Origin of the sequence: Nocardia sp. NBC_00511 (genome assembly GCF_045161165.1) — a bacterium.
Lineage (GTDB): Bacteria > Actinomycetota > Actinomycetes > Mycobacteriales > Mycobacteriaceae > Nocardia.
This window is the reverse complement of record NZ_CP107849.1, coordinates 2,085,958-2,099,650: the sequence shown is the minus strand read 5'-3', so window position 1 is coordinate 2,099,650 and position 13,693 is coordinate 2,085,958. Positions and strand designations below refer to the sequence as shown.

The window sequence follows — 13,693 nt, the reverse complement described above, 5'->3', positions numbered from 1 at the left end:
CATGAGTATTCGACTGAACGTGATCGAGATCGTGGTGGCGGATATGGCGGCCGCGCTGGCCTTCTATCGACGGCTCGGGCTCGAATTCCCCGAGGGCTCGGAGAACGAGCCCCACCTGGATATCGAACTGGCGGGCGGTATTCGACTGGCTTTCGATACCGAGGACACAATCCGCTCGTTCAAGCCCGAGTGGAAGGCGGTCGCGGGAGCCGGGCGGATGGCCATTGCCTTCCAATGCGATTCCCCGGGCGGCGTCGACGCGAAGTTCCAGGAAATGATGGATGCCGGATATCACGGGGAGATGAAGCCGTTCGACGCCTTCTGGGGGCAGCGGTACGCGGTGGTGCACGATCCCGACGGGAATGGCATCGATCTGTACGCCACGATGAACTAGGCCGGGCGCGACATCAATTCGCTCGGGGACAAGCCACTCAATTCCCGGACCTCCCGGCTCAAGTGCGCCTGATCGGCGTAGCCGGCGCGGGCGGCGATCTCGGCCAGCGCGACACCGTCGCGGCCCAGGGCCAGGGCGCGCTGCATGCGCAGGATGCGAACCAGGGTCTTGGGTCCGTAGCCGAAGGCGTTGAGCGAGAGGCGGTGCAGACGGCGCGGATTGAGGCCGAGGGCGTCGGCGGTGGCGGCGACGGACGCACCGGCACCGAGAGCCGTGGCGATCGGGCGCAGTAGCGGGTCGGCTGGATCGCGTTCGGCGCTTCGCCAGCAGGCGATCCGCTCGAGGCCCAGGGCCGGTGTCGGCGCGCGCTCCAGCAGTTCGATCGCGTGGCGCAGGTCGGCGGGTGACCAGAGGTCGGCGAGATCGGCTCGGCCGTCGCGTAGTTCGTGCGCCGGGACACCGAGCAGGGTCGGGGCGACGCCGGGATGGAAGCGGATGCCCGCGATCTGCGTGCTGAGTCCGGGCGGTGGACGATAGGCGCGCGTGTCGGGACCCGCGACCGAGAGTCGGCCCTCGATCACGAGCAGATCCATGCAACCGTCGGGCAGGACCGGGAGGTCGGTGCCCGTGGGGACACCACGGGTCCAGACGACCGCGTCGGGGACAGCGGCGGGTCGTTCCCGATAGCCTTCCGGTGCATGCACTTCCACGATTCCGGTGTCACCTCCCTGACCTGGGCATCTGAAAGACGTTGAAAACCCGCCTTGTTCGGCACTTCGTGCGCGAAAGCAGTTCATGCATAGTTGCATTCACTGCAACTATGCATACACTGCCGTCGCTGCACCATTTTTCAATGCTTGCGCACCACTCGTTCCGGTTCGCCTGGCTTCCACACCGTGATGTCCAGGTGGTCACCGTCGACGACCTCGACGGCCGAGGCTCCGGTGAGGTCGGCGGCGAAGAACGGTTCGAACTTGCTGCCGCGCAGGTCGAAACCGGTTTCCTCGAAGAGGGCGGCGGCGAACCGCTCGTGCAGACCCTCGTCCTGCACATCGTGCACGGTCCCGAACAGTTTGGCGTCACCGTCACCGACATGGGTGTCGACGGTGGCGGTGTGCAGGCAGAAGCGCGGATCACGCCGCAGGTCGGCGAACTTGAAGGTGCCCGGCATACCGGGTAGCCACAGTTCGCCCTCGAAGACACGGGGTTCCAGGGGGCTGATGCGCGGGAAGCCGTCGCCGCGCAGCGTGGCCAGCATGCACAGGTTGCCGGTGGCCCGCAGGCGGCGGGTGAAGATGGCCGAGACCCGGGGCGCGGCAGCGACGAACTCTGTCCAGGACGTCATGAATGTGACGGTACGCCCCGACTCCGACAGGTCCCGGGCCGCGCTCACACCTTCGCGGCGCACTGGTCGAAGCTGAACACTCCGTTCGGGTCGTAGTGCCGCGCGATGCCGCGCAGGCGGGCCGCGTTGCCCGCGTAGTAGGCGTTCGCCCAGTCCTTCAGGCCGGGATCGATGTAGTTGACGAAGGCCGTGTTGCCGGTCAGCTCACCGAGTCCGTCGCGGACCTCGTCGACGGCGGTGCGGGCCTGCGCGGTGGTCGCGCCGACGTAGATCTGCGCGGTCGCCAAGGCGCCGCGATAGGGGAAGGCGGTGTCGGCCGCGCCGATTCGCGAGGGCGCGCCCGCGAGGCTGTCGAGCAGCACGTCCATTCCGCTGCGACCGGTGAGCAATGCGGTGAATCGACTCGGATCCGAGAGCGGGCGGGTCAGCACCCGCGAGGACGCGGTGAAGGATTCGCGGTCGAGAACTCCGCCGCCATTCCAGCTCGGATGGCACTGCTCCACCGAGTAATTCGCGCATCCGCCGAAATACTGCATGGCGGGGAGATAGTCCTTGGTCAGCGAATAGCGGTCGTCGGGGCGGGTATTCGTGGCGGCCACCAATTTGTCGACGAGGGCGTTCATATCGCTTTCGGTGCCCACATAGCAGCCATTGATCTTGCAGGTCGGCGGGCTGCCCGCGGAAGCGCAAAGGGTGGACCAGAATTCGTCCGGGGCGGACGCGGTGAACGATTGCCAGGCCCCGAGTACCGCGGTCAGCGAACCGGCGGGGAAGCGCAGTTGGAACACCGCCAATTGCGGGGCGGGCACCGTGCGGAACGTGAGGGAGCCGACGATGCCGAAATTGCCGCCGCCTCCGCCGCGTAGCGCCCAGTACAGGTCGGGTTCGGACTGCGCGTCGGCGGTCCGCAGCACCCCGTCGGCGGTGACGACCTGGGCGGAAACCAGGCTGTCGCAGGTCAATCCGTATTTGCCCGCGAGGACTCCGAGACCGCCGCCCAGGGTGAGGCCGGTGATGCCGACCGTAGGGCAGGATCCGCCGGGCAGCGCACGACCGGCCTGCGCGAGTCCGGAGTACACGTCGATGAGGCGCGCGCCCGCGCCGATCACGGCGGTGCCGTCGGAGCGCACCTCGACGGTCTTCATCGCGCCGGTGTCGACGACGAGGCCGTGATCGGGTGTCGAGTAGCCCGCGTAGCTGTGGCCGCCGCCGCGCGCGGCGATCGGCATGCGGGCCTGCGCGGCGGCGGTCACACAGGCCTGGATGTCGGAGACATCGGCGCACTGGGCGATCGCGGCCGGGGTGCGCACGTCGAAGACCGGGTTGTAGGCGAGTTTGGCGGTCGCATAGCCCGAATCCGAGGGCAGGTTCAGGGTTCCCGCCAGGCGGCCGCGCAGCGCACCCCAATCCACCTGTCCCCCGGGCGGTTCCGCGCCCGGCCTGCTCATCGCGCAACCCGTGTCCAGAGCGCTCAGCGCGGCCAGTGTCGCGCCGATTCCACTCGCGCGCAGCAGTGTTCGTCGATCGATTGCCATGACGGCGTTCCTCCCCCGAGGTCGAACCTTCTCCGGTTCGACTATCGCGGGCGGGGAGCGCCGCGTTTCGCTGTCAGGTCAGCAGATCGTCGGCAATCCGGATCCAGTCGGCGAGAACCTGCTTGCGCCGCAACCGATCCCGGCCCACCATCTCGTCGAGGGTGGTGCCGCGCACCAGGTTGATGGTCATCCAGAAAGCGGACTCCAGGCGGGCGCGGGGGATGTCGATGCGCTGCCCGCAGGCGTCGAGGATCTCGGCGGTCAGATCGTGCTGCACGCGCAGCATGTCGCGGCGCAGCTCCCGATCGTTGGCGAGGCCGACATACAGTTCGACCGCGGCCTTGCCCATCTTCCCGGAGAACGGCGCGGTCACGTATTCGACCAGCACCTCCCCCGCCGACGCGCTCGCCGCCAGCGTGCGGGTGCGGCGGTGCAGGGCTTCGCGCTGCCGCTGGGTCAGATGTTCGATGGTCTGCGCGAACAGTTCCTGGCGGGTGTGGAAGTGGTGCAGTTGCGCGCCGCGGGTGACGCCCGCGCGGGCGGTGATGTCGGCGATGGAGGCGCTGGCGTATCCGGCCTCGGCCAGGCTGTCGATGGCGGCGTCCAGGAGCAGGGCGCGGGTGCGCAGGCTCTTCTCCTGATGCTTGTTCGGGGGCAGCTCGGATACCACCCGGTCAGCATAGCCAACGACCGAAATTGCGTGCTGCCTTGCACGCAATTGGGTGCCGGTCGTACTGTGATCGACATGCCTGTCGATCGCCTGCTGCCCACCACCGAAGCCCGCGACCTCATCGAGCTGACCCGCGATATCGCCGACAAGGTGCTCGAACCGCAGGTCGTCGAATTCGAGAAGCAGCAGCGCTATCCGGAGGAGGCGTTCCGTGCGCTCGGCGCGGCCGGGCTGTTGAGCCTGCCTTATCCGGAGGAGTTCGGTGGTGGCGGGCAACCGTACGAGGTGTACCTCCAGGTCCTCGAGGAACTGGGTGCGCGCTGGGCGGCGGTCGCGGTCGCGGTGAGCGTGCACTCGCTGTCCTGCCATCCCCTGTTCGTCTACGGCTCCGACGAGCAGCAGCAGCGCTGGCTGCCGGACATGCTGTCCGGCAATCTGATCGGCGCCTACAGCCTCTCGGAGGCGCACGCGGGTTCCGACGCCGCCGCCCTGCGCTGCCGTGCGGTGGCCACCGATGACGGCTACCGCATCACCGGCACCAAGGCGTGGATCACCAACGGCGGCAAGGCCGACTACTACACTCTCTTCGCCCGCACCGGCGCAGGCTCCCGCGGCATCTCCTGCTTCCTGGTCCCCGCCGACACCCCCGGGCTCAGCTTCGGCAAGCCCGAGGAGAAGATGGGCCTGCGCGCCGTCCCCACCACCTCCGCCGCCTACGACGACGCCCTCATCCCCGCCGACCGCCTCCTCGGCGACCCCGGCCAGGGCCTCTCGATCGCGTTCAGCGCCTTGGATTCCGGCCGTCTCGGCATCGCCGCCGTCGCCACCGGCATCGCCCAGCGCGCCCTCGACGACGCCGTCGCCTACGCCAAGGATCGAGAAGCCTTCGGCAGCCCCATCATCGACCATCAGGGCCTGGGTTTCCTGCTCGCCGACATGGCCGCCGCCGTCGACTCGGCCCGCGCCACCTACCTCGACGCCGCCCGCCGCCGAGACGCCGGCCTCCCCTACTCCCGCCAGGCCAGCGTCGCCAAACTCATCGCCACCGACGCCGCCATGAAGGTCACCACCGACGCCGTGCAGGTCTTCGGCGGCTACGGCTACACCCAGGACTTCCCCGTCGAGCGCTACATGCGAGAAGCCAAGATCACCCAGATCTTCGAGGGCACCAACCAGATTCAACGCCTGGTCATCGCCCGGAGTCTGGCCAGCAGCTGACCTACGAGTCAGCGGTTCGAGCGGCCGGACGTGGTGTTCGCCAGCGCCTCTCGCAGTTCGATCAGCGAATGCCGCTGGCGGCCGGTCTCATCGAAGTTCGCCGGGGCCAGCCAGGCCTGGAAGGCCTCGCGGATCAGCGGCCATTCGTGGTCGATGATCGAGTACCAGGCGGTGTCGCGGTTGCGCTGGCGGTAGACCACGGCCTGACGGAAGACGCCCTCGGCGGTGAAGCCGAGGCGGGCGGCGGCCCGCTGCGACGGGGCGTTGAGGGCGTCGCACTTCCACTCGTAGCGGCGGTAGCCGAGCTTGTCGAAGGCGTAGGCCATCAGCAGCGATTGCGCCTCGGTCGAGACCGGGGTGCGTTGCAGCAGAGGCGAGAACACCACGAAGCCGACCTCGATGACGCCGTTGGCCGGATCGTGCCGCATGAGCGCGAGCGTTCCGACCGCCTTGCCCGTGCCGTGGTCCATCACCGCGAAATGCAGGGGATCCGAACTGGCAGCGGCGGTTTCGGCCCACGCGCGGTAGTCGGCGGCATCCGCGAAAGGACCGACGGGCAGGTAGGTCCAATTCCGATCGTCGGGTGCGCTCGCATAGGCCGCGTAGAGATCGGCCGCATGACGCGCGGGATCGAGTGGTTCGAGCCGACAGTGGATGCCGTCGAGTTCGACCCGCGCGGGTGCGGGACGAGAAGTCCACTCCGGCAGCGCTTCACCGACGGGCTGACCGTAGCCGTTCAGACCTGATGTCACCGAACCTCCTGAATGCCGGGTTTGTCCCTGGCCAGGCTACGGTCGACGACCGGTCCAACCGCCGAAGGTCAGTGAGTGTCGTCGGCGGCGGGTTCGGTGAGGCGGGCGTGTAGGCGGTCGCGGACCTGATCGGGGGTGTAGGCGCGACGTTTGCGTTCCGAGCGGACGACCACAACTCCGGTTGCCGCGACACCTGCGGCACCGGCCAAACCGAGTACCTTCCACCAGCGCATGCGCTTAGGGTAGTCCCTGTGTCACGCGAAGCGCTGTCGAGTGTCGGGTTGGACAAGGCGATCGAGCTCACTCGGACGGGCGATCTATGGCTGTTCCGTGGGCATTCCGGTGCGGACCGGGCCATTCGGGGACTGACCAACAGTCCGGTGAATCATGTCGGGATGGCGGTGGTCATCGATGATCTGCCGGCCTTGATCTGGCATGCCGAACTGGGCAAGGCGCTGCCGGATATCTGGTCGGGCAATCATCATCGCGGCGCCCAGCTGCACGATCTGCGGGCGGCCGCATTGCGGTGGGCCAATGAATACGAGCAGCAGGCGTGGGTTCGGCAGTTGGATCGGCCGGTCACCCGCGAGATGGAGGACGCCGCGCTGCGGACGGTGGCACGGTTGGACGGGACTCCGTTTCCCGCGACCAGCGCGCTGGCGGGTCGGTGGTTGCGGGGGCGGGTGCCGGTGCCGAAACGGCCGAAGGACCAGGATGCCGACGCGAACCTGGAGAACGCGTACTGCGCGGAGATCGTCGCCATGACCTATCAGGCGATGGGGCTGCTGCCGCAGAAGCGGCCGAATTGGTATGACCCGGGCCGGTTCTGGAGTGGCGACAACCTGCAACTGGCCGAGGGGTATCACCTCGGCGGCGAGATCGCGGTGGATATTCCGGCGCGGTGACCGTTACGCGGTCGCGCCCATGGTGCGGGCGGGCCGCAGGCGCGGCACGCTGGTCACCGCGATGCTGATGCGCGCGACGCTCACCAGGGCACCCAGCGCCAGCGGCAGCACCACGAGATCTCGGGGCGCTTCGGCGACCAAGGTCAGCAACGTGGTCAGCAGGGTGCCGTCGATGAACATGGCCACGATGGCGGTGACCAGCAGGGCGCGGGCCGCCAATCTCGTTGGGATGCGCACGAATCGGCTGGCGCGGCCGGTGGAGGCGATGGCGGCGACCGTGAACGGGGCACCGATCAGCACGGCCAGCGCCATCGCTACCAGCCCGAGGATGGTCAGCGGCCGAGGTACCGCGCTGAAGGAGCCGAGCAGGGCCGCCGTTCCCCAGAGCAGGCCGATCACCGGGCCCATGGTGGTGAAGGTGCAGCCGTAGCGGTGAATCCGCTTGCCCGACAACACCGGCAGGAATTCCTCGGCCAGCACACCGGGACCACCGAACTCCGCGACGGCGGTGGCGATCGCACGTTCGACCGAAAGCCCCTGTGCGCGATGGTAGTCCGCGGAATCGTGCAGGCCGTCGCCGATCTCGGCCAGGATCGCCTGGCGTTCCCACCAGGTTCCGGTCAGCCGGGTGCTCAGGTCGTCGAGATAATCGTCGATCACACTGCGGGCCATGGTTGTTCCCCCAATCCGGTGTTCCCCTCCATCAATCCACCGACCGCCGCCACGAAGTCCCGCCAGGAGGCCCGCTCCACGCCCAGGCGCCGGTGACCGGCGGCGCTGAGCGTGTAGGTGCGCCGCTCGCGGCCACCTTCGCGAGACCAGGCGCCGTCGATCAGTCCGGCCTGTTCGAGCCGGTGCAGCGCCGGGTAGATGGTGCCCTTGGGGAGGTCGAAGCGACCGCCGGTACGAGTGCGCAGCGCGTCGATGACGCCGTAGCCGTGGCGCGGGCCGTCGGCGAGCACGGCCAGAATCATGCCGTCCAGGTGCCCTTTCAGCACTTCTGCACTCATAGGTAGTGAGCCTACCCTTCAGCGGAAAAGTGGCCTAGCCTATGGGTAGCGTCCCTACCCATAGGAGGTTGCCGGTGCGCTTCAGGATCGTGAGCGCGGTGTGCGCGCTGATCGCGGCGGGGGTCCTCACCGGCTGCGGGGACGGCTCGGGCGGACTGCCCGATGCCGGGTTGATGATGCGCGACGCGGCGATCTCCGCCGGCGCGATAGGTTCCGCGCATGTCGCCCTGCGCGCCGACGGCAGCGTGCCGGGATTCCCACTGCGCGCGCTCGAGGCCGATGTGTCGAAGAGTGACGGCGGCAGCGCCACCGGCGCGGCGACCCTGCCCACCGGATCGGTGACGCGGTTCGTCGCCTCCCAGGGCAAGGTGTTCAGCAAGTCCGACAATGGAACCCTGGTGCCGATGCCCGCCGGATTCCCGAGCCCCAGCGGGCTGATCGGGCGCGATGGCGGACTGGCGCAACTGCTGCGTTCGCTGCGCGACCCGAAAACCGTTGCGCGCGCACAGTTCACCGGCGTCGACGCGTTCGAGATCGAGGCGGTGGTGCCCGCCCGAGCGCTGGCCGCCATCCTGCCGGGCACCACCTCGGACTCGACGCTGACGGTATGGGTGCCGGTGCGCGGCGCGCATCTCCCGTTGCAGACCACGCTCGGGTTTCCGCAGCATCCGGACGCTCACCTGAATGTCACGGTGTCCAAGCCACAGTCGGCCTCGGTGCCGGGGATCAAGTCGTGAAGGAATTCGAAATGCCGGACAGCGCGGTCGAAGTCGTCGATCTGAGTGTCAGTCGAGGAAAGCAGCAGGTGCTGCACGGAGTGGGGTTCGCGCTGCCGCCGGGCAGCGTGACCGGACTGCTCGGCCCCAGCGGATCGGGTAAGACCACGCTGCTGCGGGCCATTGTCGGCGTGCAGCGCATCCGGTCGGGCAGTGTCACCGTGCTGGGTCTGCCCGCCGGGACGGCCGCGCTGCGCGAGCGGGTGGGCTATGTGACACAGCAGCCGTCGGTGTACGGAGATCTCACCATTCGCCAGAACGCCCGCTATTTCGCCAAGATCCAGGGGGTGTCCGCCGCGGCCGCCGAAGCCGCGATTCGCGATGTGGGACTGGCCGATATCGCGGACCGGCTGGTGGACGCGCTCTCGGGTGGGCAGCGGGCCCGGGTGTCGCTGGCATGCGCGCTGCTCGCGCAACCCGCGGTGCTGGTCCTCGACGAGCCGACCGTCGGCCTGGATCCGGTACTGCGCCGCGACATCTGGGCTCGCTTCCACGCTCTCGCCGAGGCGGGCACCACGCTGCTGGTGTCGAGCCACGTCATGGACGAGGCCGACCGTTGCGAACGGCTGCTACTGCTGCGAGAAGGCCGACTACTCGCCGACGGGACACCCGCCGAATTGCGCGGTGCCACCGGCGCACCGGACCTCGAAGAAGCGTTCCTGCGCCTGATCCTGCGTCAGACCGACGCCTCCGACGATCGAAAGGTGCTGGCGTGATGTCTGTTTCGCTGACCTTCGCCACCACGCTGCGCGTGCTCACTCAGGTTCGCCACGACCGCCGCACCATCGCGCTGGTCATCACCGTGCCGAGTCTGCTGCTGGCGCTGCTGCGCTTCATCTTCGTGGATCGCCTCGACATCTTCGATCAGATCGGCCTGATGCTGCTGGGCATCTTCCCCTTCACCTCGATGTTCCTGATCACCAGCGTCGCCATGCTGCGCGAGCGGGTCAGCGGCACCCTCGAACGCCTGCTCAGCACTCCCCTGCACAAACTGGATCTGCTGTTCGGCTACGCGCTGGCCTTCGCGGCGCTGGCCGCCGTGCAGGCCGGAGTGGCGTGCGCGGTCGCCTACGGACTGCTGGGTCTGCGCACCCAGGGCGCGGTCGTGACGGTGCTGCTCATCGCTATCAGCACCGCGATTCTCGGCTGCTGCACCGGCCTGCTGACCAGCGCCTTCGCTCGCACCGAGTTCCAGGCCCTGCAGTTCATGCCCGCCATCGTGTTTCCGCAGATCCTGCTGTGCGGCCTGATCTGGCCACGCGATCAGATGTCGTCGGTACTGCGCATCGCCAGCGACGTCATGCCGCTGCGCTACGCCGCCGAGGCCATGAGCGAGGTCGGCACCTTCCCGCTGCCGACCACCCGCCTCTGGGTGGATCTCGTGGTGCTGGCCGCGTTTGCCGTGGCGACGCTGTTCGGCGGCGCGGCCACCCTGCGGCGGCAGAGCAACTGATCACGTTTTGCTGGGCAACCGGCTCAAAGGCCACCAGGTCGCCGGGGCAGGGCGCGGCGGACGCGTGGCATGGCTGACGAATCTGACCTCGTTGCCCTGCACCATCAGCACACCCGCATCGTCGCGGTGAACCGCCAAGGCGTGCATCAGGTCCCGAGCGAGCAGATTCGCGGCCTGCCGAGTCGGCAGCTCGTGCGCCACCTCTTCCTCGCTGATCGGTGTCTCCGCCAGATGCTGAACGAAGACCGAGAACTCGCTCTCGGGAGTTTGCCAGCCACCCGGGTGCATGGCCTTCACGGCGACCCCGGTGACCCGATCCGCCCGCAACCATGATTCGTACGGACTGAATCCCGTGCAGACCCACAGTGTGCTCATCATGACTGCCCCCCAACGCTTTTCAACGGGTACACCATCACTCTAGCGGGCAGTACCGACAGGTCAGAGGCCTCGAGAAGGGGTCAGGCGGAGCGCTGGGCGGCCAGGAAGAGGTCGGGTTCGGTGGTCGCGCCGGGATGGTCGGGGAGGAACTCGACCACGCGATTTCGCAGCACTGTCAACCCCGCGACAGTGAGCCGCTCGACGAAGATCTCGGGCGGATAGCTGCTGACCGTGACCGGCTGACCCATGAATTCGGTGTCGACGTTCTCGATGTCCACGGGAACCGTCGCGAAGAGGAGATAACCGCCCGGGGCCACCCACTCCGCGAAACCCGCCAGCGCCGAATCGATTTCGGGGCGGGTCAGCTGCAACAGCGGGAAGAAGGCGATCACCGCGTCCCAGCTGCCGGACGGGTAGGACAGGGTGCGCAGGTCGGCCACCTCGAACCGCGCGGCGGGAACCTGCGCGCGGGCGATCTCCACCATGCCCGGGGATACGTCGATCCCGGTCACCCGGTGCCCGGCCGCCGAGAGCACCTCCGCGGTGGGTTTACCGGTGCCACAGCCGATATCGAGCACCCGCGCCCCATCCGGCAGCCGGTCGAGCAGCCACTCGAGCTCCTCGCGCTGCGCCCCGAGGCCCGCGAACGCACTCTCGTAGTCCTTACCCAGCTTGTCGAACACCTCAGCCGCAGAAAGCCCCATCCCTCCAACCTAATTCACCACAAGAGCAAGGAGCTCTCACCGTGCAAATCTGTCCGATTCTCGACGGTGAGAGCTCCTTGATCTCGGTGGGATCACGCAGCGCAGGCATCCCAGTCGATCACGTGGCGGTGGACGGGGCCGAACATCTTCTCCGGCTGCAGGAAGGTGCGGGTGGCGATGGGCATCATCAGGGCGAAGAGCGCCTTGGCCACGGGGCCCGAGGTTTTGCCGTTGTTTGTTTTGGCGGCGTTGTCGGAGATGGATTCGACCCGGGGGCGGCGCAGGGCCTCGTAGGCGACGAAAGCGTCTGCGGGAGTAGGGAGGTCGCGCAGGCAGCGGGCCAGTTCGACGGCGGATTCGATGGCGAGCGACGCACCCTGGCCGGAGCTCGAGGACGGGGCGTGCACGGCGTCGCCGACGAGGACGACACGGCCGCGATGCCAGGTCGGGACGTGCGGCATGCGTTCCATCGGGCCGGTGACGAGCATGTCGGCGGAACTCGTTTCGGCGAACAGCTTTTCGCCGGGGCTGTCACCGACGTGGGCGGCACGCAGTTTGGCCAGCCAGTCCTCGGCGGGGACGGCCTTGGCCTCGGCGAGGGTCATGGGTTCGGCCTGCGGATAGTTGCTGAAGAAGACGTGCTTGCCGTCGGGCTGCCGCCAGTAGCCGTAGAAGGCGCGCTTGCCGAAGGCGAAGTGCATGGCGTCGATCGCGCCGTCGCCACCGTCGGAAAGCCTTCCGTCCGGGGTGAATTCGCCGAAGCCGAAGCTCATCAGGCCAGTGTATTCGGGGCCGGGAGCGTCCGAATCGATGAGGGTGCGGACGGTGGAGTGGATGCCGTCCGCGCCGATGAGGATGTCACCGGTCGCGGTGGTGCCGTCGGCGAAGCGCGCGGTGACGCCGGTGTCGGACTGTTCGATGCCGACCAGGCGCTTGCCGTGCTCGATGGTGATGCCGTTGGCGACGACATGATCGTGCAGCACCCGGAACAGGTCCGCACGCAGCATGGTGCAGCTGGGCGGTAGACCCGGCAGGGTGTCGACCCGCATGAGGGTGCGGCCGGTCCCGGTCTCCATGACCATGCTGTGCAGCGGATGCCCGGCGGCCTGCACCAGCTTGTCCGCGCCGATGATCTCCAGTGCCGCAAGGCCGTTGGGGGCGACGGTGAGCATCGCGCCCGCCTCGGTCGCGGCACTGTCGTAGGCCTCGTACACGGTGGCGGTGATGCCCGCCTTCCGAAGTGCCAGTGCCGCAACCGGTCCCGCGATGCCGCCGCCGATCACCAGTGCCGTCTCGATGCCACTCATTGCTGCCGCCCTCCGGGAAGTTCGATCGTCTGCGCGACCGATGCAGCAATAGTATCCACACAACTAGTTTCTTGGCAACTAGTTTCTTCGCGACTTATCTCCAGCTGCGGAGACGACAGCGGCGGGCTTTCCCCGGAGATCTCCCGGGAAAGCCCGCCGTCGGATTCGGTACTACGCCACTACCTGCCCGCTACGCGGTGGTCTGCCGCTTGGGCAGCTTCCAGCCCGGTCGCGGGAAGTGGCAGGTGTAGCCGTTCGGGTAGCGCTCCAGATAGTCCTGGTGCTCCGGCTCGGCATCCCAGAACGCGCTCGCCGGGGTCACCTCGGTGACCACCTTGCCGGGCCACAGACCCGAGGCGTCCACATCGGCGATGGTGTCGAGCGCGACCGCCTTCTGGTCGTCATCGAGGTAGAAGATGGCGGAGCGGTAGCTCGAGCCGATGTCGTTGCCCTGCCGGTCCTTCGTGGACGGATCGTGGATCTGGAAGAAGAACTCCAGCAGCGCACGGTAATCCGTCTGCGCCGGGTCGTAGACGATCTCCACGGCCTCCGCATGACCGGGATGGTTGCGGTAGGTGGGATTGTCGTTGCTGCCGCCGCTGTAGCCCACCCGCGTCGACACCACTCCGGGCTGCCTGCGGATCAAATCCTGCATGCCCCAGAAACATCCGCCGGCCAGAATCGCCTTCCGCGTATCGGTCACGCTTCCTCCTCCTTGAACAAAGTCCGGTACTGCCCATAGCCTTCCGCCTCGAGGTCGTCGAGGTGGATGAACCGCAGCGCCGCCGAATTGATGCAGTAGCGCAGCCCGCCCGCGTCGCGCGGCCCGTCGGGGAAGACGTGCCCGAGATGGCTGTCCCCGAATGCGGACCGTACCTCGGTGCGGACCATGAAGTGACTGCGGTCCCGCTTCTCCACCACATTGTCCGTGTTCAGCGGCCGGGTGAAACTCGGCCACCCCGAACCGCTCTCGAACTTGTCGGTCGAGGCGAACAACGGCTCGCCCGACACCACATCCACATAGATCCCGGGCTCGTGGTTGTCCCAGTATTCTCCGGTGAACGCCCGCTCGGTCCCGTTCTTCTGGGTGACCTGGTACTGCTCGGGCGAGAGCGCGGCAACGGCCGCGGGATTCCGGTGGTATTCCTGCGCCACATGACCTCCTCGGTTGGCCTCTTCTACAACCGCCGCTCCGGTGCGGATAGTTCCCCGGCAACCCCGCGTCATACTTCTGTCACAGATCGCC

Annotated in this window: 19 protein-coding genes; 6 read left to right on the top strand and 13 right to left on the bottom strand. The window is 67.8% G+C overall.

Annotation, left to right across the window (positions count from 1 at the left end; translation table 11 throughout):
* Window position 1 precedes the first annotated feature (1 nt).
* Window positions 2-394: a VOC family protein gene (locus OG300_RS09990; protein WP_405494436.1), complete on the top strand. Its 393-nt coding sequence runs from the start codon at window positions 2-4 to the stop codon at window positions 392-394.
* Here the strand turns inward: OG300_RS09990 and OG300_RS09985 are convergent.
* From OG300_RS09985 to OG300_RS09970, 4 genes are all read right to left on the bottom strand, one after another.
* A complete protein-coding gene (locus OG300_RS09985) occupies window positions 391-1,104 on the bottom strand; it encodes a helix-turn-helix domain-containing protein (protein WP_405494434.1) in 714 nt (237 codons plus the stop codon). The genes OG300_RS09990 and OG300_RS09985 overlap by 4 nt on opposite strands.
* 140 nt (window positions 1,105-1,244) lie before the next feature.
* The gene (locus OG300_RS09980) at window positions 1,245-1,739 is read right to left on the bottom strand and encodes a pyridoxamine 5'-phosphate oxidase family protein (protein WP_405494432.1); all 495 of its coding nucleotides are present in this window, start codon (window positions 1,737-1,739) and stop codon (window positions 1,245-1,247) included.
* A gap of 44 nt (window positions 1,740-1,783) precedes the next feature.
* Entirely contained in the window at window positions 1,784-3,274 is a 1,491-nt protein-coding gene (locus OG300_RS09975; RefSeq protein ID WP_405494430.1) for an FAD-binding oxidoreductase, read from the bottom strand.
* 73 nt (window positions 3,275-3,347) lie between these two features.
* Complete coding sequence (locus OG300_RS09970; RefSeq protein WP_405494428.1) at window positions 3,348-3,944, bottom strand: TetR family transcriptional regulator; 597 nt, start codon at window positions 3,942-3,944, stop codon at window positions 3,348-3,350.
* Window positions 3,945-4,019: 75 nt separating this feature from the next.
* Between OG300_RS09970 and OG300_RS09965 the strand changes: the two genes are divergently transcribed.
* Window positions 4,020-5,162: an acyl-CoA dehydrogenase family protein gene (locus OG300_RS09965; protein WP_405494426.1), complete on the top strand. Its 1,143-nt coding sequence runs from the start codon at window positions 4,020-4,022 to the stop codon at window positions 5,160-5,162.
* Window positions 5,163-5,170: 8 nt separating this feature from the next.
* Here the strand turns inward: OG300_RS09965 and OG300_RS09960 are convergent, their stop codons facing one another.
* Window positions 5,171-5,914 (bottom strand): GNAT family N-acetyltransferase, encoded by a 744-nt coding sequence (locus OG300_RS09960; RefSeq protein WP_405494424.1) that lies wholly within the window; start codon window positions 5,912-5,914, stop codon window positions 5,171-5,173.
* A 68-nt stretch (window positions 5,915-5,982) separates the two neighbouring features.
* On the bottom strand, window positions 5,983-6,147 hold the full coding sequence (locus tag OG300_RS09955) for a hypothetical protein (RefSeq protein ID WP_405494422.1): 165 nt from the start codon (window positions 6,145-6,147) through the stop codon (window positions 5,983-5,985).
* Between the two features lie 18 nt (window positions 6,148-6,165).
* On the opposite strand from OG300_RS09955, the gene OG300_RS09950 reads away from it, so the two are divergent.
* Window positions 6,166-6,819, top strand: a complete 654-nt coding sequence (locus tag OG300_RS09950) for a hypothetical protein (RefSeq protein WP_405494420.1) — start codon at window positions 6,166-6,168, stop codon at window positions 6,817-6,819.
* A 3-nt stretch (window positions 6,820-6,822) separates the two neighbouring features.
* On the opposite strand, the gene OG300_RS09945 is transcribed toward OG300_RS09950, so the two are convergent.
* Together OG300_RS09945 and OG300_RS09940 are read right to left on the bottom strand one after the other, a co-directional pair.
* Entirely contained in the window at window positions 6,823-7,491 is a 669-nt protein-coding gene (locus OG300_RS09945; RefSeq protein WP_405494418.1) for a permease prefix domain 1-containing protein, read from the bottom strand.
* Window positions 7,476-7,829 (bottom strand): PadR family transcriptional regulator, encoded by a 354-nt coding sequence (locus OG300_RS09940; RefSeq protein ID WP_405494416.1) that lies wholly within the window; start codon window positions 7,827-7,829, stop codon window positions 7,476-7,478. Before OG300_RS09940 ends, OG300_RS09945 begins: the two co-directional genes overlap by 16 nt.
* Window positions 7,830-7,903: 74 nt before the next feature.
* Between OG300_RS09940 and OG300_RS09935 the strand changes: the two genes are divergently transcribed.
* Genes OG300_RS09935 through OG300_RS09925 form a run of 3 tightly spaced genes read left to right on the top strand, consistent with a single transcriptional unit; the run spans window position 7,904 to window position 10,058 of the window.
* The gene (locus OG300_RS09935) at window positions 7,904-8,566 is read left to right on the top strand and encodes an LppX_LprAFG lipoprotein (protein ID WP_405494414.1); all 663 of its coding nucleotides are present in this window, start codon (window positions 7,904-7,906) and stop codon (window positions 8,564-8,566) included.
* An 11-nt stretch (window positions 8,567-8,577) separates the two neighbouring features.
* On the top strand, window positions 8,578-9,321 hold the full coding sequence (locus OG300_RS09930) for an ABC transporter ATP-binding protein (RefSeq protein ID WP_405498515.1): 744 nt from the start codon (window positions 8,578-8,580) through the stop codon (window positions 9,319-9,321).
* A complete protein-coding gene (locus tag OG300_RS09925; protein ID WP_405494412.1) occupies window positions 9,321-10,058 on the top strand; it encodes an ABC transporter permease in 738 nt (245 codons plus the stop codon). The genes OG300_RS09930 and OG300_RS09925 overlap by 1 nt, the downstream gene beginning before the upstream one ends.
* On the opposite strand, the gene OG300_RS09920 is transcribed toward OG300_RS09925, so the two are convergent.
* From OG300_RS09920 to msrB, 5 genes are all read right to left on the bottom strand, one after another.
* The gene (locus OG300_RS09920) at window positions 10,059-10,436 is read right to left on the bottom strand and encodes a hypothetical protein (RefSeq protein WP_405494410.1); all 378 of its coding nucleotides are present in this window, start codon (window positions 10,434-10,436) and stop codon (window positions 10,059-10,061) included.
* A gap of 80 nt (window positions 10,437-10,516) precedes the next feature.
* Entirely contained in the window at window positions 10,517-11,140 is a 624-nt protein-coding gene (locus tag OG300_RS09915) for a class I SAM-dependent methyltransferase (RefSeq protein WP_405494408.1), read from the bottom strand.
* 92 nt (window positions 11,141-11,232) lie between these two features.
* A complete protein-coding gene (locus tag OG300_RS09910) occupies window positions 11,233-12,447 on the bottom strand; it encodes an FAD-dependent monooxygenase (RefSeq protein WP_405494406.1) in 1,215 nt (404 codons plus the stop codon).
* A gap of 190 nt (window positions 12,448-12,637) precedes the next feature.
* Window positions 12,638-13,150, bottom strand: coding sequence for a peptide-methionine (S)-S-oxide reductase MsrA (gene msrA, locus OG300_RS09905; RefSeq protein WP_405494404.1), 513 nt, complete (start codon window positions 13,148-13,150; stop codon window positions 12,638-12,640).
* Window positions 13,147-13,602: a peptide-methionine (R)-S-oxide reductase MsrB gene (gene msrB, locus OG300_RS09900; protein WP_405494402.1), complete on the bottom strand. Its 456-nt coding sequence runs from the start codon at window positions 13,600-13,602 to the stop codon at window positions 13,147-13,149. Before msrB ends, msrA begins: the two co-directional genes overlap by 4 nt.
* Between the last annotated feature and the right edge of the window lie 91 nt (window positions 13,603-13,693).

Bases quoted from the DNA above. Each gene is read 5' to 3' on its own strand.
- OG300_RS09990 (WP_405494436.1), top strand. From the start codon at position 2: ATGAGTATTCGACTGAACGTGATCGAGATCGTGGTGGCGGATATGGCG.
- OG300_RS09980 (WP_405494432.1), bottom strand. From the start codon at position 1,739: ATGACGTCCTGGACAGAGTTCGTCGCTGCCGCGCCCCGGGTCTCGGCC.
- OG300_RS09975 (WP_405494430.1), bottom strand. From the start codon at position 3,274: ATGGCAATCGATCGACGAACACTGCTGCGCGCGAGTGGAATCGGCGCG.
- OG300_RS09965 (WP_405494426.1), top strand. From the start codon at position 4,020: ATGCCTGTCGATCGCCTGCTGCCCACCACCGAAGCCCGCGACCTCATC.
- OG300_RS09955 (WP_405494422.1), bottom strand. From the start codon at position 6,147: ATGCGCTGGTGGAAGGTACTCGGTTTGGCCGGTGCCGCAGGTGTCGCG.
- OG300_RS09945 (WP_405494418.1), bottom strand. From the start codon at position 7,491: ATGGCCCGCAGTGTGATCGACGATTATCTCGACGACCTGAGCACCCGG.
- OG300_RS09940 (WP_405494416.1), bottom strand. From the start codon at position 7,829: ATGAGTGCAGAAGTGCTGAAAGGGCACCTGGACGGCATGATTCTGGCC.
- OG300_RS09930 (WP_405498515.1), top strand. From the start codon at position 8,578: ATGCCGGACAGCGCGGTCGAAGTCGTCGATCTGAGTGTCAGTCGAGGA.
- OG300_RS09925 (WP_405494412.1), top strand. From the start codon at position 9,321: ATGTCTGTTTCGCTGACCTTCGCCACCACGCTGCGCGTGCTCACTCAG.
- OG300_RS09920 (WP_405494410.1), bottom strand. From the start codon at position 10,436: ATGATGAGCACACTGTGGGTCTGCACGGGATTCAGTCCGTACGAATCA.
- OG300_RS09915 (WP_405494408.1), bottom strand. From the start codon at position 11,140: ATGGGGCTTTCTGCGGCTGAGGTGTTCGACAAGCTGGGTAAGGACTAC.
- OG300_RS09910 (WP_405494406.1), bottom strand. From the start codon at position 12,447: ATGAGTGGCATCGAGACGGCACTGGTGATCGGCGGCGGCATCGCGGGA.